The sequence below is a fragment of the Leptothoe spongobia TAU-MAC 1115 genome (assembly GCF_018739885.1).
GTDB lineage: Bacteria > Cyanobacteriota > Cyanobacteriia > Phormidesmidales > Phormidesmidaceae > Leptothoe > Leptothoe spongobia.
Genome location: NZ_JADOES010000026.1, coordinates 40,199 through 61,486, shown reverse-complemented (window position 1 = coordinate 61,486; position 21,288 = coordinate 40,199). Strand labels below are relative to the sequence as shown.

The 21,288-nt window shown below is 43.8% G+C and carries 8 protein-coding genes; 5 read left to right on the top strand and 3 right to left on the bottom strand.

The features are described 5' to 3' along the window. Window positions 1-61: 61 nt before the first annotated feature. Window positions 62-9,028, top strand: coding sequence for a choice-of-anchor L domain-containing protein (locus IXB50_RS13620; protein WP_215609524.1), 8,967 nt, complete (start codon window positions 62-64; stop codon window positions 9,026-9,028). A 75-nt stretch (window positions 9,029-9,103) separates the two neighbouring features. Here IXB50_RS13620 and mobF read toward each other — a convergent pair whose 3' ends face one another. After that, window positions 9,104-12,232 carry a MobF family relaxase gene (mobF, locus tag IXB50_RS22635; RefSeq protein ID WP_215609523.1) on the bottom strand — a complete coding sequence of 1,043 codons (3,129 nt, stop codon included), beginning with the start codon at window positions 12,230-12,232 and terminating at the stop codon, window positions 9,104-9,106. A gap of 323 nt (window positions 12,233-12,555) precedes the next feature. Between mobF and IXB50_RS13610 the strand changes: the two genes are divergently transcribed. From IXB50_RS13610 to IXB50_RS13600, 3 genes are all read left to right on the top strand, one after another. After that, on the top strand, window positions 12,556-13,686 hold the full coding sequence (locus tag IXB50_RS13610; protein WP_215609522.1) for an acetate and sugar kinases/Hsc70/actin family protein: 1,131 nt from the start codon (window positions 12,556-12,558) through the stop codon (window positions 13,684-13,686). Next, window positions 13,686-14,192 carry a hypothetical protein gene (locus tag IXB50_RS13605; protein WP_215609521.1) on the top strand — a complete coding sequence of 169 codons (507 nt, stop codon included), beginning with the start codon at window positions 13,686-13,688 and terminating at the stop codon, window positions 14,190-14,192. Before IXB50_RS13610 ends, IXB50_RS13605 begins: the two co-directional genes overlap by 1 nt. 78 nt (window positions 14,193-14,270) lie before the next feature. Continuing rightward, on the top strand, window positions 14,271-14,660 hold the full coding sequence (locus IXB50_RS13600) for a hypothetical protein (RefSeq protein ID WP_215609520.1): 390 nt from the start codon (window positions 14,271-14,273) through the stop codon (window positions 14,658-14,660). On the opposite strand, the gene IXB50_RS13595 is transcribed toward IXB50_RS13600, so the two are convergent. Next, window positions 14,657-18,229 (bottom strand): WD40 domain-containing protein, encoded by a 3,573-nt coding sequence (locus IXB50_RS13595; RefSeq protein ID WP_215609519.1) that lies wholly within the window; start codon window positions 18,227-18,229, stop codon window positions 14,657-14,659. The genes IXB50_RS13600 and IXB50_RS13595 overlap by 4 nt on opposite strands. A 247-nt stretch (window positions 18,230-18,476) precedes the next feature. On the opposite strand from IXB50_RS13595, the gene IXB50_RS13590 reads away from it, so the two are divergent. Next, window positions 18,477-18,707, top strand: coding sequence for an NfeD family protein (locus tag IXB50_RS13590; protein WP_163664565.1), 231 nt, complete (start codon window positions 18,477-18,479; stop codon window positions 18,705-18,707). Window positions 18,708-18,756: 49 nt separating this feature from the next. Here the strand turns inward: IXB50_RS13590 and IXB50_RS13585 are convergent, their stop codons facing one another. Then, window positions 18,757-21,075: a tetratricopeptide repeat protein gene (locus tag IXB50_RS13585; protein ID WP_215609518.1), complete on the bottom strand. Its 2,319-nt coding sequence runs from the start codon at window positions 21,073-21,075 to the stop codon at window positions 18,757-18,759. Between the last annotated feature and the right edge of the window lie 213 nt (window positions 21,076-21,288).

Genomic DNA, 21,288 nt, shown 5'->3' with positions numbered 1-21,288 from the left:
ACCAAAGTTCATTACTTTTCAAGTTTTTCGCTTAATTCAGTCCAAATAATGGAGAAAGATCATGCCTGCCCCAACAAATCAACCGGGAACAAACCATGCATTTGACTTTGGCACTGACAACTTACTCCCAGATCTATTACCTAAAACCCTGATACAAAAAGCCCTACGTATTGCGGAGCATAAGCTGCGAGAGTTTGCATCTCAAGAAAACTTTGAAGCCAAGATACAACTTGCATTTGGTGAAGATATTGACACTTCTGTGCTCAGAGCTGACTGGCTGAACGGTGATTTTCAAGACTTACCCAAAATTGAAATTCGCTCTGCGGCAGAACTTCAAGGTGCCTTGGGGGCTTATGCCCGCGCAACCGACACCATTTATCTGTCCCGTGAATATCTGATTAATAATCAGAACAATCTCGATAAAGTGGTAGCAGTATTACTCGAAGAGATCGGTCATGGGGTTGATGCTCGATTAAATGATATCGATGCACCAGGTGATGAAGGAAATATCTTCTCCAAATTGATTCGAGGACTGGAATTAAGTAAGTCTGAACTTGAGATTCTGAAAGTTGAAGATGACTTTGCTGTGCTTAATTTAGATGAACAACAGATCGAAGTGGAGCAAGTAATTACTTTGACAGGGAGGGTTGTCTGGGAAAATCTTGATGAAATCATGCCTGAAATATCACAACCCGTCCGTGAATCTACCATACGACTTCTAGAAGCAGGTACTGATAATCTGCTAGCTGAAGGACGCACTGATGACGAGGGCTTTTTTGCATTCGACTCTATAGATGCAGCAGAAGTTGATGTACAAATTATAGCAGATGGCCCCTTTCATCAAGTGATTAGGCCAGAGGAGGGAATACTCTTCACCTTTCAGTTTACAGAGGATATAGGTGGAGATATAGGGACAGTAACTATTCCGTCTGACTCAGATGTTTATAGAGGATTCTCGGTTAGTGATGCTTTATATACTGCTGGAAGATACCAGTCAATCTTACGGGAAGAAACAACAAATGTTGCAGCTGCAGTTAGAAATAATAATTCTATAAGAGCTTTTTACTATGGACCTGCAAATAGAATTGTCCTAGGCGCAGATTTTGCTCTTAATTGGGATGCAATTCTACATGAATATGGTCATTTTTTGGCTGATATTGATGGTTTAGATGTGGTAGTTGGTGGGGCTCATACTGCTGGAACTAGTAATATCTTCAATACACATAGTAGAGTCCCAAGTAGAGGCAAACGTAATGGAGCTAGGTTGGGATGGAGCGAAGGGTTAGCAAACTATCTGGGAATTGCTACGCAGGTAGTTGCTGAATCAGAAGGCTTTTTACCTCTAAGCACAAATCTAGGCACAGGAGATTTATTATTCCTGGGTAGATATTCAGTTGAAAAGACATTTGGTGGTATTGCTAATGCAGGTGAAGGGGAAGAAGCAGCAGTAGCACGGATCTTATGGGATTTAGCAGATGAGGCCAATGAACCTCATGATCAAATTTCTATAGGACATGAAGAGTTATATCGAATTCTGGTCGAAGAAATCGCCACACCAAAAGAACTATACGATGTTTGGGAATACTTTTTCAATAATGCAGAACTTGATCCAGAACCAATTCTTACTCGTACAGAATATGGGGCGATTTTTGAAGCATATGATGTATCCCCATCTCCAATATTGGCTGATGATAGCCCGCTAAATAATACTACTGCCTTGGACAGTCCTCCTCCAACATTTCGATGGAGACCCAATAACAATGAAGCAAACGATGATTTTAGTGTCTTTATCTTAGATGAGGACTTTAATGAATTTGAGACTGTTTCTGGAATAAATATCTTCTCATGGCAGCCAGAGCCCTCCATATGGGAACGACTTACTGACAATCCTGGCGTTTATTACTTTGTTATTGCTGGAAGAGATATTAGAAATAACAATGGAAATCCTTATCCTGAGGCTTTGCGACAAAATATTCCATACTGGAGTGGAGCCTATGCATTCGGAGTTGGTGTTGAGCTACCCGAAGAGACAAGATTCAATAGTTTGATTAGAGAGTTAGTAGATGGCCTTGAAAATGCACAAAGTTTGTCCAGTGATCTTTTAGGTCTAGAAGAGTTTAATCAAGATTTCCCCCTTGTTGGGAATCTTGTGGATGATGATAGATTTGAGTTTGAAGATAATGAGTTTGCCTTTCTTGCACTAGGTGATTCTCAACAGAATCCACTTGTGTTTATTAATAACATTCTCGATTCTCTTCTAGAAGAACTAAGAGGCTTAAGAGATGCTGGTGTTGATGAGATTCAGCAAGGTTTTTTTGATGCTTTGGGGCCAGAGGGTTTAGATTTTATCCGAGATCGTGATGGAGATGGAGAGATCACAAAAGAGGACATCGGGCTTATTACAGATACGGATGAAACCCGATTTGATTTCCAGTTAGGGTCTAGAATCTCTTTAGATCGCCCCATTGCCTTTGACTTTGGCGTTCCTTTTCTAGGACTCACTGTAGAAGATGGTTCAAGAGTCAGCATAGGGCTGGACTTTGATTTCAATTTTTCTTTTGGAGTCAACTCAACAGATGGTTTCTTTTTTGAAACTCCAAGTGATGAGGATTTGACCATTAGCCTTAATGCAGCTATTCCTGACTTAACCATGGAAGGGAAACTGGGATTCCTTCAAGTTCAGGCAAAAGACGAAGATACTGACTCAAACAGCAGCAATGACGGTATAGATGTCGATGGGGATGGGGTAAATCCAAGTCAGCTCAATTTAGATTTTGTCTTCGATCTGGATGGATTTTCCATTGAGGATGTTAGGGCAGAAGGTGGTGCAGATCTCAATCTAAACTTGGAAACGAGCTTGGCTGGATTAGAAGTCCTCCCTTCCATCAACACTGATCTCAACCTTGATTGGGACTTCTTTGCAGACGATGCCAGTCCCCATGTGGAATTCAACAACGTCACCCTTGATTTAGGCAGCTTTTTTAATGATTTTGCTGGGCCAATCTTAGGCCGAATTCAAACTGTTTTAGACCCTATTCAACCCATTGTTAATGTTTTAACCCGTCGCTTGCCTGTACTGGATGACTTGGGGGGGCGATGGTTGGATGAAGATGGTAACGGGGTAGTCACCATTCTCGATTTAGCTAATCGCTATAACCGCTTCTCTGACAGTCCAGCCCTCGAGTTTGTCAGTGCAGCAGTTGGGATTGTTGACTTTATAGACGACCTGCCAACCACGACAGAGCCAATTCCCTTGAACATGGGTAGCTTTGGGTTCGATGTTAGTGCTGAAGATTTGGAAAATCCAGAATTCAGCCTCGCTAATTTAGACCTGGATAGTGACGATATCACTATTAATGCCCTTATTGAGGATGTCGAAGATATTGAAGAGCAACTCGAGGAATTAGGATCTTCTGAAATTGCAACCGCTAGCAGTTATATCAACAGTCTTAATGGCGGTTCTGCTGGTACATTGGCATTTCCCATTCTGGAAGATTCTAAAACTGTTTTTGGCTTGCTTACGGGTAAGAATGCTGACCTGTTTACCTACGATATGCCAGAGTTAGGATTTGATGCAGGATTCGAGGTCTTCTTCCCGATTTTTGGTCCTTTGGGGGCATCAATTCAGGGTGGCATTGGTGCTAACGCTGACTTAGCTTTTGGCTATGATACCGAAGGTTTGGCTCAATTCGCAGAAACGGGCGATGCCAACCTATTGCTGGATGGTTTTTATGTCAGTGATAGAGAAAATGCTGATGGCACTGGCGAAGATGTTCCAGAATTAGAATTAGAGTCTCGTCTGGAAGCCTTTGCAGAACTCAATGCTGTAGTGGTTCGTGCAGGTGTTGGAGGTGGCATTTTAGGAGAGATTGGCTTTGACCTCGCTAATGATCTTGATGAAGATGGCAAAGTTCGTTTTGCTAGCGAATTTGGTGAAGGTTGCCTATTTGATGTTATGGGTGATCTTTCTGCCAGGTTAAGTGCATTCATTAAAATTGGGTTTGGTCCCTTCAGTTTTAAGAAGCGTAAAACTATTGCAAAAGTTACGCTTCTGGATTTTTCCACTGGGTGTCATAGTTCTGGAATTACCATTGATGGATTCTTCCTGGCAACGCCTGATGAAGATGAACTGCTGCTCAACATTGGAACCAGAGCGAGCGAGCGAGGAGAAGCACCCAATGATGATGTTTCAGAAGTCTTTGCAGTTAGTCTACCTGCTCCTGAGGACGAAGCCAGTTCTGGTCTGTTAAATGTCGCTGCCTTTGGAATTACGCAACAATTTGATTTGGATACTATTTCCTCCATTACTGGCAATGGCGATCGCGAAGACGACACCATTGTTATTGCCGATGATGTTTTGATCGTTGCTGATTTATCAGGAGGTCGTGGCGATGATGAGATTTTTGGGGGTGGCGGTAACGATACCATCAGAGGCAACCGAGATAATGATGCCCTGTTTGGGGGAGCTGGTGACGATCGCCTCTTGGGAGGTAGTGGCGAAGATTACCTTGAAGGTGGACCCGGTGCAGACATTCTTGATGGCGGTAGTGAGCCAGATAAAGGCAGTGATAAAGTCAGCTACATTAATTCTGAGGTTGGTATAGTCTTTCAACCTGATCCAGACCAACCTAACGAATTTATAGGGACAGGAGGAGAAGCAGAAGGCGACCGTCTCAAAAATATTGAATATATTGAAGGTTCCAACCATGACGATGTTTTACGGGGGGATGGCGATAGTAATACCCTCGAAGGACTCAACGGTAACGACATCTTATTAGGAGGAGATGGTAGAGATTTTGTCGTCGGTGGTGGTGGTGGAGACGTGCTCAACGGTGGTGCAGGCCGGGATAGCACTACCTACGTCACATCCTATGGCAACGTTTTCATTGATCTGGCCACAGGTATGGCTTTTGGCGGAGATGCTGAGGGCGATCGCCTGATTTCAATCGAGGATGTTCAAGGGTCAATTTTTGATGACATCCTCAAAGGCAATAATAAACGCAATCGTCTAGGTGGCCTTTTCGGTGATGACAGGCTTGAAGGCGCAGGTGGAAGAGATGAGCTTGCAGGCGACGAAGGCGATGACATATTAATTGGTGGACCAGGGGCAGATACGCTAGATGGGGGTGGTTTCCGTAACATTAACCCTGGCAGTGATTGGGTTTCCTACATTGATTCTAAAGCAGGGGTTGAGGTTAGCCTAAAAACAGGAAAAGGCTCAGGGGGAGATGCCGCAGGAGATGATTTATATTTTGCCAAAATTTTTATTCCAGATACTGATCCAGACGATCTATCAACCTCAGAATATAGCTCCTTTGAGAATTTAGAGGGATCAGCCCATGGAGACAAATTAGAAGGAGATATTGGCTACAACATTCTTAAGGGATTAGCTGGGGATGATGAACTCAGCGGAGGTGATGGTAATGACACACTAATCGGCGGTGCAGGGGCCGATCAACTGGATGGAGGAAACGGTCTGGATTGGGCTGATTATAGTGAGTCTTCATCAGCAGTAACCGTTAACCTGGCAACCGGCATTGGCTCAGGAGGAGATGCAGAAGGCGATAACCTCCTGATTAAAACCTCGGGACAATCTACGATAGAAAATCTGCAAGGTTCAGACTTTGGTGATGTGTTGGTCGGTGATGCAGGTGATAATGAGATCGCACCAGGACTTAGCCGTTTTACCGTGGATAAAGTTGATGGGGGTGAATCTGCTTCTGGAGGAGAGGATAGCGATCGCTTAATAATTGACTACTCTCGTCGAGATATTGGCAATGGAATTATTGGTGGCATTGATGAAGATGCAACAGAATCGGGATCCCTTTCCAGAACAATTGGCAGTAGTGGAGCAATCCTGGATTCTGTTGAATTTTCGAATATCGAGAATTTCCACATCATTGGCACGACCAAAGGCGACACTATCTATGCGGGTGCGGGAAATGACTACCTCTTACCCGGTGGTGGAGATGATGTCATCTATGGTGGCTTTGGGAGTAACCGGATTTTGGCAGAGGATGGAGATGATGTAGTTGTGGATCAGAATGGTAGCGATCGCTCTATTTTGACAGGCTCACCGGGTGATGATTTGATTGACTTGGATGGTGGAACTGGAATTGATACGCTCTCAATTAATCTGTCGGGAAAGCGCGATGCCGTTGGGAACAACCTTAATATTGTTTTGGTTAGTAATAACCCTCTACAAGAAAATCAAAACCAACGGTTTACAGCATCCGATGGAACTGTCGCCATCCGCAATTTTGAAGTTTTCAAAGATATTAAAACCGGAGATGGTCATGATCAGCTGATCCAACTGGGAAAAACCGACAACGTTTTCCAAGCAGGAGGAGGGAATGACATCCTCAATCCTGGCTCAGGTATTGATGTGGTCAACGGCGGCTCCAACCCCGATCAATCCCCAGATAATGATTTACTAATTCTGGATTTTTCAGACGAGGACACGGGAAGTGGTCTGGTTCCCGAAATTGCCTCATTGAATGCATCTTTAGGCGGTATTTATCGTCGCTATGCTAACTCGACAGATTTAACTCCGGTAGACCAGATTACTTTCAGTCAGATTGAACGTTTTCAGATTACCGGAACCCAGAATGCAGATATTTTGATTGGTGGTCAGCAGGAGGACCAGCTTGAGGGACAAGCTGGGAATGATCAAATCTTTGGTCACCGAGGCGACGATAACCTATTCGGTGATGCAGGCAGTGACCTCTTAGTCGGTAATCTCGGCGATGATACCCTAACTGGGGGCAGTGGTAATGATATCCTCGTCGATAATTATCTGGATACCCTTGACGGATTAGCTCAGGGCGGTGGTCAAGACTTACTACGAGGCGGCGGTGGAAACGATCAACTCAATAGCGGTGATGACGATGATCGACTCTTCGGCAATAGCGGTAACGACACCCTAGTAGGCGGTACTGGTAGCGATCGCCTCAATGGCGGTAATGGGGATGATCGTCTGATTGGCACAGAGTTTGCTGGAATTGCTATGCCTCCGGTAGATGTGGCTCCTTTGATTACCGGGGAACAGGATATCCTAGTTGGTGGTGTTGGAGCGGATGAATTCTGGCTGGGGGATAAAACAACAGTTTATTACAATGATAACCTGGACGAAAGTGGTGGTCGTAGAAGCTTTGCTCGGATTACAGACTTTAATCCGACAGAAGGTGATATTCTACAGCTTCAGGGGGCTGGGGAAACTTATAGTCTGGTGACCTTAGATTCTGTTACTGAAATCTACTGGCAGGATGGTTCACATCAAGAACTGATTGGAATTGTTGAAGAATTCTTGGACTTTAGCCTAGATGCTAATTATGTTCATTATGTAGATGCAATTGAATCAGAAACTTTCTTTGAAGTTGCATCTGAATCCAGTGATATTTCTGAATCGCTAACGATCGAGCCGATTTTCCCTGAGTTACGGGAGCCAACAGTTCCCCTTAACTTCCTGACTACTGAACTTCCTTCAGTGCAGGATATTTCCACAATATTATCCCTTCAATCCTCTACATCTATCAACAGTTTGACTAATTTTACAGAGAACTCTCCAACTAGTATTGCTGTTGAGCAAAATAATAATGGTTTTGAACTGCTTAGTCACTTGTTAGGTGGAGAAGATGCCTTACAGGGGATTAATGGGTTGAGCCAATTCCAGGTTGAGTTAATTGGAGATGCTAGAGCTTTCGGCATATTTGAAGGTGATCCCTTCGGGCTCCATTCTGGAGTAGTCTTGAGTACAGGGAAAGTTCAAGACTTGGTAGGAAGTAATAGGATTCATGGTGAATTTACTCCAGAAATAACTGTTCCTCTAACATTTGAGAAACTCGGAGAAGTAGGTGTAGGTCAAGAAGTCTTCGTCGCTGATCTCTCTAAGCTTGACATTGATATAAGTTCAATAAGACTCACTGATAGCAACAGCAGTGAGGGTGGTGGCACAGGATTTTGGAGTGGTTTTGATCTGGATGCTATCGTGCTGAGCAACACTCTTTTCAATCCTGAAACAGACAATCTTGCAGACATTGAAACCATAATTACATCTCTAGATGTGTTTGATTTCAGCCCCGCAGGCACTATTTTTCAGCCAGGAACTCAGCGACCTGGCGGTACACCACCCATAAAAACTGACTTGGAAGGTTCACTGCATAGTGTTGTCGATAATAGAACTGCAACTCTAGGGAAGTTCGATGGAGCATTTTCAGGTGATGAAGGAATTGGAGTTTTATCTTTAGGGGATGGTGGTGAAGCTGGCTTTAATTTAACCAGAACAATTTCTCCAAGCGAAGGTCCGCTTTATCTATATGTCGGCGAAGCAGGATCTTCAGATACTGGTGAGATTATCGAAGGTCTAATTACTGTTTCTAACCAGCCACTTGAAGGACTTAGTGACCTCAGCACTGACTTTGGCTTACCTGGTGCGGAAAATGATTCCATTTCCTTCAACGTTGAATTTCAAGCCGATGAAACAGCTGAGTACCTCTACTTCCAGTTCGTCTTTGGCTCTGAGGAATTTGTAGAATTTGGTGGTGATAGCCTCAATGACCAATTCAGCCTGAAATTAAATGGCATCAATTTTGCTCGTTTAAGTGATGGAGCTACAGCGGCTATTAATAATCTAGTTCCTTCACCAACTGGAATTTATAATCCAGATGTTGGCATCTATCACCCTGATTTTGTTGACAATCGAAGTGAGTCTGATCCTGCCTTCGATCAAACGAGGCTGGATGGATATACTGGAGTACTCACCTTCATGGCTCCCTTAGAATCTAGTGGTAAGAATACTCTAGAAATAACCATTGACGATATCAGAAATGGCCTTTTCGACTCAGCATTATTTTTGAAAGCTGATACGCTGGGGACAATTGAGCCCCTACTAATTCCTACAGAAGGAGTCTCGATTTCAGATAGATTCTCCCCATTAGAGAATGGAATGCCCGGTCTAGAATCTGGTGAGACTGTATTTGGAAATGCCACTATGTTTGATAGCATTAACAGCTTGTCAAGTTTTATTTGAGGGTTAGTGGTATAAGAGGTTTCGATAAAACCCTGTTGTTACCATGAGTTTGATCTATTGCATCAAATCAATTTCTCATTCCAACTCCACTTGCTTACCACGCCTCACTTGATGCAATTGAGTTTTCCGTACCGTCTGACGGCTAATAACTTTCCGCATCGTCTGATTGACATAGAGCATCGCTGGTTGCTTACCCTGATCTTGAATAATTTGCCGTACCATAGAACTACCCGCTGAAAGCATCAGCGCAATATCCTTCTGGGTCTGCCCATCCTTCAAAGCTCGCCGTGCAATCTGGATATCTAGCTTGACAGGATCATTAGCTGTAAGCCCCTGACTATATCGTTGCCAAAGGGCCAAATACTTCTCTTTTGCCGATGGCCGAGTGTTTGAATCAGGCAGAGGCGCTTTAACCCTCAATGGGTTAGACTCTTGCCGAGTAATCTCACTAGGAACAACAACTTGCTTCGACTCTGATGAATCTGTGATTCTTGTAGCTAAAGGCTGCTTAACAACTGGAGAAGCAATGCGACGACTTACCTGTGAGCTGGCTATCTCCTTTTCCATTACCTGGCTTAACGGAACATAGTCACTCGTATTTTCCTTCGCCTTTGATACCTCAGCCCACTGCGATAGCTCAACCTTATCAGCCGTATACAGTGCCAAATGATGCTTGGCTCGAGACACCGTCACATAAAAAGACTCCCGATTTGTCGTCGTGTTATCCATCAATGCCATTACCCGATCCGCCGTCTTACCCTGACTGCCATAGGTCGTACTCACCCAGGCATAGTCCACATACTGCCAACCGCTAAAATCTATCTGCTGTGTATTCCCCTCATTATCAATAAGCTGAGCAGTGCCATCAGGTGCCATTTGCTGAACCGTAAATCGCTGACCATTACGGCGTTTATTCGCCCGATTATTTTTAGTCCATCGCAGCTGATCACCGGGAGCTACCTGAACCTCCTGCCCCACATAAACCGACTTCAACGGACACCGTCTTGGCTCTACACCCATCACTTGCCCACTAGGGGTCTCCACCAATAGCCGCTGGTTTTCCCGATCCACTGAAACCACCGTATACTGCTGCCCTTTCAGTAACCCCTGCTTCTTATAATCCTGCATCGGCACCAGTACGTCTCCTGGCTGGTACACCGTCATATAGCCAGCCTGGGCTTTGGTTATGTTTTTCTGGCGTAGTCCCATAACCGTAAAAGCATCCTGCCCCAAACTTCCTTCAGCCTGAAGCCCAGCCCGTAAGGTTTGAGTCAATGCCAGCCGCTCCTGATTCGTACCTGCCAGAATTAATGTTTGCTCGCGTTTTTCGGGTAATAGTGCCAGATAATCCTGGGTCAATTGTTTACGTCTAAGATCAGCATTCTCAACTTCACGAATACATCCAGCCGCATCAAGAGTATCGATCCCCTGAACCATTTTGCCCTGGGCGATCAGCTGCACGGCTGTCTTCAGTTCCTGCCGCTGCTGTCGTAAGGTTTCATCCAGATAAGCGGTGGTAATACCCCCTGCCTGCAAACTTTTGAATGGGTTGCCCGCCTCAACGGCAGAGAGTTGCTTCGTATCACCTACCAAAATCACTCGGACCTGTTCGACAGTGGCACGGGTTATAAGCGATCGCGCATCTTTCATGCTGAGCAGTCCAGCTTCATCCACAATCCAGATAGCGTTTCCAGTTTCCCGATTTTGAGACGCCAGCAATGCTGCCACAGTTTCCGTCTGAATATCCAATGCTTGACCCAAACCATGAGCCGCTTCGGCACTAGGAGCAAAGCCTCGCACCTGATAGCCCTGGGCCTGGGCAATTTGCTTGAGAGTATTCAGGGCATAGGTTTTACCAGAACCGGCAGACCCTTGCCATGCAATGAACTGATCGGGAGTGGTGCAGGTGAGTTGGATAGCCTGCTGTTGCTCTTGGGTAAGGGTGGAATCGCTAACCGACGATTCCGAAAAGGCTAGCGGTTCAACCTTTTTCCTACCCTGCTGCATGAGTCGGATGGTATTGAGTTCCAGGTTTATGGCAGCTTGGGTTGTGAACTTCTGCTCTTCAACTTTGATGAGTTGGGGATTGGTTGCGATCGCACCCTCCAATTCCTCCCAATTCTGCTCCCCCAAATGATGTTCAAACACAAACCGTTCCAGGTGCGTCTGCCGAAAAACTGCATCTCGCTCACCACAATGTTGAATGGCAGGTTTTAGGTTTGACTTGGCTTTAATGGTTAATTGAGATTCAAGCTGACCAGTAGATGCTGGCGCGATCGCAACCCCCTCCCCCGGCAATTCAGGCAATTCAAACCCCTTCAACTGCACAAACGCTTTCCATCCCTTCAGAAGTCGCTCAGCACTGGTTACTTTTGGTTTATTCTTCCGTGTCTTTAGATTTGCCGCTTCCCTTAGCAGCATCTCCGACTGGATTTCCTTGCCATTGGCTGCAGTGGGTTTCTTCCCTTCAGACTCCCACTCTTCCAGTAAAGACAGAATCTGTTTTCGTCTGGTAGAAAAGGCTTTCAGCAATTCAGGGGCATAGCCTTTCAACTCAAACTGACCGTGGGCCTTGGGTTCAATTTCGTACCCCTGCTGCTTGAGCAAATGGGCTAGTTCATTCTGATAGAGCTGCCCCAGCAGCTTTTTATTGGCAATCGCCTGTTCATTACTAAAACTAAACCAGCGGCCATCAGTTAACTGAGTAGCATTTAGCACTACACAATGACTATGAAGTTGCGGCTCAACCTCCCGACTGGTGCCATGGGTAAAGACAGCCGTGATGAGATTTCCAGTCTTGATCCGCTGCCGTCCAGTATCTGTTGAAATTCTCGTCTGAGCATAGCGTTCTTCTAAAACAGAAAGCGCTTTTGCCACCGCCTGATGATGGGCTTTCACCACTCGCTCATCCTGTTGCACCAGGGCAGCAATGCTGACACTCTTCGGCGCACTAAAGGTAAAGTCCGTAGCTGCTCGACGCTTATCGATATTGACTTTACGACTGAACAAATTCTGACCATCCGGGGTCTGTCCTCGCAACAGCTGTTGAAAAGTCTCTGTATTGACATCGCCAGAGAGATTTAATTTCTTCGCACCATTTCCCAACCAGCGAGATGGGGAGACTCCCTCCTCCTGGCTGTAATAGTCCTCTTTTGAGTAGTAATGGACCGCTTGATGGGCGGAAAGATTACTCGTGGAAAGCACGGAAAGCTTAGTCTAAAACGACACAACAATCGAGCAAAACGAGTAGATGAGGTGAAAAACCTTGAATCCGTTGAGAGATGGGAGTTAGGGGGAAATTGCCAAAATTTTGGCGTCCTGTGTGGCCTCCCCGTGAAGCCCCGGATCGGGGCGTAACGATTTGCTGATTACAGACTATCTGCTCATGACTGACGTGAATCATGATTGACACGATTTGTCACGTAATAGCCAATTTATTTCTGAATTTAGAAATTAAGTTTCACGAATAGTCACGTTATTTGCTGCGATTCTTGCCACAATGGGCGAGTTGATTTAGGAAATTGCGTATGGTGACGTCTTTATGGCCTCCCAAATTGCTTTTGGCCTGCGACCTGGGTAAGTCAGGCGGTAAGTTTTTCTATAAATTGAGTCAGGGGCAAACCCAGGCGCTGTGGATGGATGCGGAAGTGGCGCAGCGGCCTGCTTCGGGCATTGGTCGGATTAATCATGGCGGTCGTCCTCAGGACAATGCTTGGTATCGCCTCGGGGATGAACTCACATTTGTGGGGAAATCAGCTCGTGCCTTTCTGGAGTACAACAGCTTTAAGGAAGATAAGTTTCTGAAGGCACCAGAACGGATTGCGGCAGCGTTGGGTGCGATCGCACATACAGAAAATCTCCCCTCCAAATTCGATGCCGTCGTCTGGATACTTCTCCCCATCAATGAACTGGGTACCCGTCAGCAGATCGCAGACCGACTAATGCAACTCTGCCAGGGCTTCCGATTCCACAATGAGCAGGACTATAAAGTACGCTTACAGCTCAAGTTTCGACCTGAAGGCTATGGCATCTATGTGCAGCGAAAACAGCAGCTTCAGCAGCAAGGCGTTGCCATTACTCAGCGCACCACCTGGGTGGAAATGCTTGGTCATCGCAATGGCACTCAACTCGCCTTTGAAACTGGCACGTTGAATGGGGCTAAATCTACCTCAAAGTTCCCTGGCTTTTGGGAGACCTTTGAAAAAGCGGCGACAGCAGCAGGTGTGTCAGATGCGGACTTTGAGGTTTTGCTAACTGCCTTGGACTCGGAAAATCCCAATCAGTATTCAGTGGCGAAGGGGCAGATGGTGAATTTTAGTGATGCTATGGCCCAGGTGGAAACGGCTTATTTAGCAGCGCTGGACCCTCACTTTAATGACCATTTGATTCCAAGCTTGGCCACAGGCAAGGGCGATGTAGTCTTAGCGGGTGGTGCGTCTTATCTGATGGAGCAAGGACTGCGGCAGTATTTTGAGTCGCGGGGGCTGGCTAATCGGCTATCCTTTGCCTGGGACAATCAGGATAGTCTGAGCCGATTGGTGCGGGAGCAATTACCGGAAACCCATGAGATGGGCTCCATCCCGATGCGGATGACGGACTGTTTTGGGCTGTTCCAGGCCCTGTTGGGTGAGATGACACAACTGCAAGGAGCGGCTTAATGGCGGAGGATAGCAAGTCTGACCGGGTGAAGTTTGTCTACAATGCTCAGTTTCCGGCGTCCACGGCGGTGGTGTTGAACTATCTGATTAATAACGATGTCTTCACCAGTCGCCAGGGTCGGCAGCGGGCGATGGATGCGATCGCAGCATTTTATCGTCCGCTAGCAGAGGAGGAGCGGGGGGAGATGAGTGAGGAGCAGGTGCAGGCGGTGGCCGGTGTCTGTGTGGAGCAGTTGGTAAAGCAGATTGATACGTTGTGCGATCGCTACCAGCTGCCTAATCCCATCACCGGTCGTCCAGGCTCATCGGCTATTTCGGGCGACCGGCTAGAGAGCATTCTGGAATCCGGCTTTCAGACGATTGCTGATGCCATTCGGGGCAGTGGATTATCGCTGGATAGTCCGCTGCCATCTCCGACAGATTTAGAGCAAGGCGTCGTGATGGATGGTAGTGAGCTAGGGGATATTGACGATTATGAAATCGATATCCCTGAGGATGTTTGCTAACGCTTCGTTTGATCAGCCATCCTACAGGGTGGATTTTTTCTAACCCTTTTGCAATAATCTCGTTTTCTCAGTCATATCGTGAGCGATCTACCTAACCCTCCAGACACCCGCACCGAGGCAGCCAAGGCGGCCCGAGAGAGTTACCTTGAGCTGGCGCGACGGGTGATCGGTGAGCCGACGATTGACTACACCCAGCTCTACCAACGGTTTATTCAAAATGAATGGTCTGCGATTAAGTTGGATGATGAGGTGTCGTTGGCGGCACTAAAGGCTGGAAAATCGCCGAAGGATGCCTGTATAGCATTGCTGCAGGGCCCCTATGTGCAGCATCAGGTCTATGTCAAAGATGTGCTTAGAGCTACGATGACTCGCTATGCGAAGGCAACCGTGGGGGAGGCTCAGAAGCAGTTCAAGGGGCGACGGCAGCTACGAATACAGAAATCGATAGAGTCAGAAATAGAACGTTAAGTCACGTTTTCTAAAAGCTCATTTTCATCGATTGCCCCTAGAATTATCATCGAGGTTCTTTGAGCATCCGTTAGACCTTTTACTCCAGTAATATTTGTGCCCTCATAAGGTCGAGGAATTGTGAATGATGCCAGGTTATTGCCTGTTGATACTTCCCAGATTTTAATGCCACCGTCATTGTGGCCACTGGCTAATATTTGTCCGTCAGAGTTCAAAGAGACTGAAAATATGCTGTAGTCTTCTCTCTCAAATATACGGAAATATTGACTTTGCTGAACTTTGAAGTTTTCTTTTGAATAGTCTGATGTGTTTTCCCAAAATAGTTTTCCATAGTTTTTCCCATTAGGTCTAAACATCATTGATTGAACCAGTTGAGAATATTCATCAAAGATGTAATAGCAGTCTCTCTTTTGAATATTCCACAGTCTGATACTGGTATCTTCGCTGCTACTTATGAGAGTTTTGTTATCAGAACTAAAAGCTACTGACCAAACCACAGATTCATGACCTTCAAAAACATGAATACATTTATGCTGCTGAGCATCCCATACTTGAACTTTTCCATCTGCCAAACCAGCAGCAAACATTTTGCCATTAGGGCTGAAGTTTAGTGCTACTATCCAATGCTCTTGCTCTTCAGATATTTTCAGGCACTTACCTCGTTGAATATTCCATAGCCTAATGGTGTAATCCTCGCTACCACTAATCAAAAACTGTCCATCAGGGCTAAAAGCTATTGAGCGGACTTCATTAGTATGTTCCTTGAGAACATGAATACATTCTCTTGTTTGAATATTCCATAGCCTAATACTAAAATCACCACCTCCACTTGCGATCATTTTATCGTCTGGACTAAATCTAACTGTATATATTCGATGATTATGTCCCTCAAAGGAGTACATGAACTGACGCTTTTGAAGATCCCATAACCTAATGACAGTATCTTCACTTCCACTGACCATGTACTTGCTATCAGAGCTGAAATCTGTTGACCAGACTTTATTGGTATACCCTGCAAATGTTTGGACACATTGACGTTTATGAAAATCCCATATTCGAATAGTCAAGTCGCCACCACTGCTAGCTAGAAAACTTCCATCGGGGCTAAAAGCTAACGAACGGACTTCATTGATGTGGTCTTCAATTGCACTTAAGCATTGCTGAGTGGAAAGATTCCATATTCGGATCGTACGATCCTCACTACCACTAACAAGGAAATTGCCATCGGGGCTAAAGGCTAAAGTCCGGATCCAATTAGTATGGCCTTCAAGTTCCAAGATGCATTTTTCTTGCTGAATATCCCATAAGCGAACTTTTCCGTCAAAACCACCACTAGCAATTAATTTATCATCTGGACTAAATGCAATAGATGCAACATCTCGACTATGACCAATCAGGATGGCTAAAAGAGAATGTTTTTGTACATCCCACAATCTAATTGTAGAATCACCACTACCACTAGCCAGTAGCTTGCCATCTGAACTAAAAGCAACTGACCAAACCCAATGTTCATGTCCTTCAAATAAATGACAGCATTGACCATCGTGAATATTCCAGAGCTTTACTAAAGAATCACCACCACCACTAACAAGAAAATTTCCACAAGGGCTAAAATCTAGTGACCACACGTGATTGGTATGCCCCTGAAAACAATGAATACATCGATAATCAGAAAGCTGCCACACGCGAATCATGTTGTCTTCACTACTACTCGCAAGGAGTTCATTGTCTGGGCTAAAGGAAATGGATCTAACCCACGCAGAATGGCCTTGTAACGTGGCTATTAGCTCTCGATTTTTCAGATTCCAGAGTTGAATATTATTTTTACTGTCACCACTAGCTATTATTTCTCCATTAGGGCTAAAACGAACTTGTTGAATCAAACCAAATGTCTGTAGAAAGTAACAATCGATAAGAGCACTATGAGATAAATCTAAAGGATGAGAGGTTATGCCTTTCAAGTAAACCTGTCTTAAAGTTAGTGCTGAGAAATCAGAATAACAGTTATCTAATTGATTCTGGCATACTAGATTGAGAAAGTTTCCTGCAGCATAGTTATCAAACAACTCAGTGTTTGCCCTAATTGCTTTCATATAGGGCTCAATGTTTTTGTTTTTGGCAGTGATATGCACTAAAATCGGATTAACAATTAATCTCAGCTGAGTTTCGCGAACATAGTCTTTCGCTGTAGCCTTCAGAATAGCGTGAGTTTTGAAAATAGAAAGATCACATGTTTTAAGCTCTTCTAAAAGCCTTGAGACAAATTTTTCTGTCACATATTCCATCAGCACATTTTGCAAAGTAAAACCTGAAATACCTCTTTCAATTAAGGATCGTTTTTTAAGGGAACTAAGTACCTCTAGCAGATTTGATTCAGAAATAGAAGCTAATAAATCTTCTCTTAGCACTTTAAGAGATGTGGCTTCTCTGTTAATGGCCAACCAATACATTACCGATTTTTCAAGAACTGATAGTCTCGCAAACTGGCTTTCAAGTAAGTCTTGAATATCCCCAAGAAGGCCAAAATTCTCATTTGAGAGAATCTCTAATCTACCTTCAAACAAGTTTCGAGCTGTATTTACGATAATTTTTAAGGCAAGTGGATTACCACTATAATGACCAATGATTTGGTTCCATTGAGTGGCATCTCCTTTGAGTCCTTCAGCCTTCAAAAAATCATAGCCAGCAATACTATCCAGTCCATTGAGAGATAGTGTTCGTACTGGTCGGTTCAGACCTTCATTTCTTTCTAATCTCTTTGGCTTCTCTCGGCTTGTAACTATTAAACAACTCTGATGACGTGATTCTCCTACACGACTAATCAAAGTACCATAACCTTCATAGCCTTCTAAATACTGCCCTGTGTTAACTCCTCCTTGTAAAATTGATTCAGCGTTGTCCAATACCAGTAAGCAACGAGACTCATTTAAATAATGAATTAACCGGGTAACTGCATCTCCAACAGTTTTGGGCAAATTCACGTCCTGTTGATTAGATAAAAACTTGATGAGATCAGCCAATATCTTTTCAACTGGTGGAGCTTCTCGTAAGCTGCGCCAAATGCAGTAATCAAACTCCTCATAAATGTTTTCCGAAAGCTTGATCGAAAGGGCTGTTTTTCCAATACCACCCATACCTTGAATAAGTATCAATCGGCATCGATCCTGCAGAATCCATTCCTGGAGTGTGGCTAATTCCTCAGTTCGCCCATAAAAAATGGATACATCTACAGCTTCACCCCAATCTACAGGTGTTTTAAGTTGATGATCAGAACTTTCTGGAACTGGGTTGGGCACACTGACTGTGCCTGGTTTTGTATAGTCAGCATCAGTTAGCTCCAGGCTTAGGGATCTAAAAAATCGGTCTAGGGTTTTGCGATCGCACCCCTTTTCCCTCTCCAGCACCTTGGCCACTGTACCTGGATCGAGTCCCGTCTTCTCTGCCAGCTCCTCCAGTGTGATTTTCTGGCCCAGCTTTTCCGTTTGTTCAAGCTCAGTAATAGCAGATTGAAGTTTCTGCTGGCCTTGAGCCGTTAAGATAACGCCACGTCTACGTCTCTGCATGGTCATAATTTAGAAGCACCCGGAAGTTAAGCAGGATTTTCAGGAAGTTAAGCAAGGTTGACCTGATTTTAAGCGAACTCATTTAAGCATTTCTACAAATTCAAGAAACTTCTAATGCCTTATTGCACGAAGGATAGAAGCTCTACATCAAAAAGTTTTCTAGTTTCTTGGCTTATCGTGTCCATTTTCCCTGGCAAGCTATGGCTCAGAATTGCAAAATTTATTCAAGTTACATAACCAAGGAGGCTAAACCATGAGCTTAACCATTTTCCCTAATAAAATTGAAATCTTTCATATTGCTGGTATTGGCAAGGTCTCGAAAACTATTAGCGCTCAGCATATAGGGCAAGTACGCTTCCAAGCAACATATTGGCGTGCGCGTCTTCATCAAACCAAAAGTTGCACACAGATTTTACCTGGCCATGAAATTAGAGTTATTGGTCGTGAGGGATTAACTCTGTTGGTTATGCCACTTGCAAAATGAAAAAGGTATTTAAGAACCCAAATGCAATTCGGTGAAGGAGACACCATGCCTAGGAAATCTCATATTCCCCAGTTATAAACCGTTTCACTTTTTCTATCTGTCTAGGAGCTTCTACTGCATAAAATAATTCTATTGCTTTTCGGAAGCTCGTTTCAGCACAAGTATAGTCACCTTTTTCCTTGTAGGTAAGACCTGCCTGATAATAAGCTTCTGCTAAATCGCAATCAGCTTCTAATTTCTCAAGAAGTTCAATGGACTCTAATACCATTTCTAAAGACTTATCAAGTTCACCTTGAATTCGATAAATTTCTGCCAAGCTATATTTAGCTTTTGCTTCAATCTGAGTAGATTGGCTTTCTTGTGAGAACTGAATTGCCTTCTGTAAAAAAGATAATGAACGTTCTAAACACTTAAAGGACTTATAAGCCATTCCAATAAAAATTAATCCATAGCCTCTTTGCTGTGCTGTCATATTATTTTCTGCAGAAAAAAGATTATAAGTTTCTTCTGCTTCGCTTAATAGTTTCAGTGTTTTAGATTTCGTATCCTCACTTAGATCGTACGCATCAATAAACGCCAAATAATAAAAGCTAATTAACTTTGCTCTTGGGAATTTTGCAATATCAGCGAGCTTGAGAGATTGTTGAAAGCAGTCACGTGCATCCTCAAGCTCCAGTAAGTCTGTCTTACAGATGCCAATTTGTAAGATTGATCTGACATAAGCATATCTCTCGTTCAAATCATCTGCTATTTGCTTTGACGTTTCATGGAAGTCAATTGCTTTTCTTATTTGGCCAAGCCTCCAAAAAGTATCACCTAGGGCATTAAGTAGGTGAATTTTTTGATGTAGATCTACATGGTTTACAATTTTATCTAAAGCATAATTAGCTTGTCTTAAAAGACCTAACCTATGTAGCGAACGAGTTAAATCTTCTTCTCGATCCCATTTGTTAGGTCGCTTCAAGAGAATCACATTACTAGCTTTGTCATAGTTTTGAACTTCAAAATAGTGATAAAAAGATTCTAGCGCAATCAAAGCTTCACCAATATTATCGATGCTTTGAATCGATTCAGTCCAAAATTCGGCAATTTTATGATTTGTGATTTCAAAATCTATGCCTTCTCTCAAATAGCTAATTGCTTCTGCTCTTATCACTGGATGCAACCAATATAAAGTTTCCCTATTTTCAATTAGTGAACGATCCTTCAAAGATTTAATGAGCCGCTTGTGTTGATTTTTGGGTATATCCCAAAGCAACGCAAAGAGTCCTGCCAATGTGATAGTTGAGACATCTTGATATCGGTAGCATCCCATTCGGCATAATAGTTTAAAGGCATCCGAATCTAGTTTTTGCAAACGTTCAAACTGCTCTCTGACCAAATCTTCTAAATCTCTCTCAATAAGTAAATCATCTCGATTCTCCTTCCAATAGATCTCTGTCTTACCTGAAAAATCTTCTGCGATTACGCTGCTGACAATTTCCATAGCTTTAGCATTACCGCCATAAGCATGATGGAGACTAGCTAAAGCATTAGTTTCTAGTGATAAAAGACGAGTTTGGAAAAAATAATTCCAAGCTTCAATATTTAGGCCCTTAAGCGAATAGTTATGAATAGTAAGACTTGATTCCCTTAAACGTTCTCGAGTTGTTATCAATGTTGTTGATTTTACTGCTGGATCTGAAAGCACACGTAGGAGTTCAACATAGCGGCGATGAGATGCAACAAATTTCCCTTTAGAATTTAATGCTGGCTCAAGATTATCTATTAACACTCCTATATTTTCCAATTGAAGTTTTCGCTTTAGCCTATCCAGTGAGATCAAAAACTCTCGCCCTGGGTCTTCCCCTAGCTGACGAAGTTTTTCTTCAAGTAAACTTTCAATCGAAGCAATATCTTTAGTTTCTCTAGCAATTGGAAATTCTAGAACGATATTAAACTCTTGCTGAAGATAGCGACGTGCAAGAGTTGTTTTCCCAGTTCCGCCTCGGGCCTGAATAACAATAATCTTTGCACCTTGGTTTACCAAAGCATTTAGGTCAGCCAAGGCTTCTTCACGTCCTACAAAGCTGGAGTCTATCATTTGGTCTGTTGACCTTTGCTGCGTATCCGATGCAGAATAGTAGTCATTCGCCTCAAGAACTAGACCAAATGATTCAAAACATCTTTTAAGAACACTTCGATCTGACCCACTTTGGTCTAAAACCTTGGTAACCGTTTTAGGGTCTAATCCTGTCAATTCACCTAATTTTTCACGGCTGTAGCGATTACCGTCATTATCTGCTAACTCTTGCTGACGGATTTGCACCTGAAGTTTCTGCAATCCTTCTAGTGTTAATACACGCGCCCGCTTTCGTTTAGCAGCCATTGAGAATAATGCCTTAAATTCAGAACTCTACAGCAAATCTTGGATCATCTGGAAGATAAGCCAATTAATCCTGATTTTAAGCAATCGGGCAAAGATCAATGCAAAAAATTTTGTAAGTTGAAGTCCCTGAATTTATTACAGGTTTGTAGCCAGTGTCTTAATTTCCTGGCCTAACGACCGCTTTTTCCCTGGTGAGAAACTCTGAAATCCTTA

Excerpts from the sequence above, each read along its gene's own strand:
- IXB50_RS13595 (WP_215609519.1), bottom strand. The coding sequence starts at position 18,229 with ATGACCATGCAGAGACGTAGACGTGGCGTTATCTTAACGGCTCAAGGC.
- IXB50_RS13605 (WP_215609521.1), top strand. The coding sequence starts at position 13,686 with ATGGCGGAGGATAGCAAGTCTGACCGGGTGAAGTTTGTCTACAATGCT.
- IXB50_RS13590 (WP_163664565.1), top strand. The coding sequence starts at position 18,477 with ATGAGCTTAACCATTTTCCCTAATAAAATTGAAATCTTTCATATTGCT.
- IXB50_RS13610 (WP_215609522.1), top strand. The coding sequence starts at position 12,556 with ATGGTGACGTCTTTATGGCCTCCCAAATTGCTTTTGGCCTGCGACCTG.
- IXB50_RS13620 (WP_215609524.1), top strand. The coding sequence starts at position 62 with ATGCCTGCCCCAACAAATCAACCGGGAACAAACCATGCATTTGACTTT.
- IXB50_RS13585 (WP_215609518.1), bottom strand. The coding sequence starts at position 21,075 with ATGGCTGCTAAACGAAAGCGGGCGCGTGTATTAACACTAGAAGGATTG.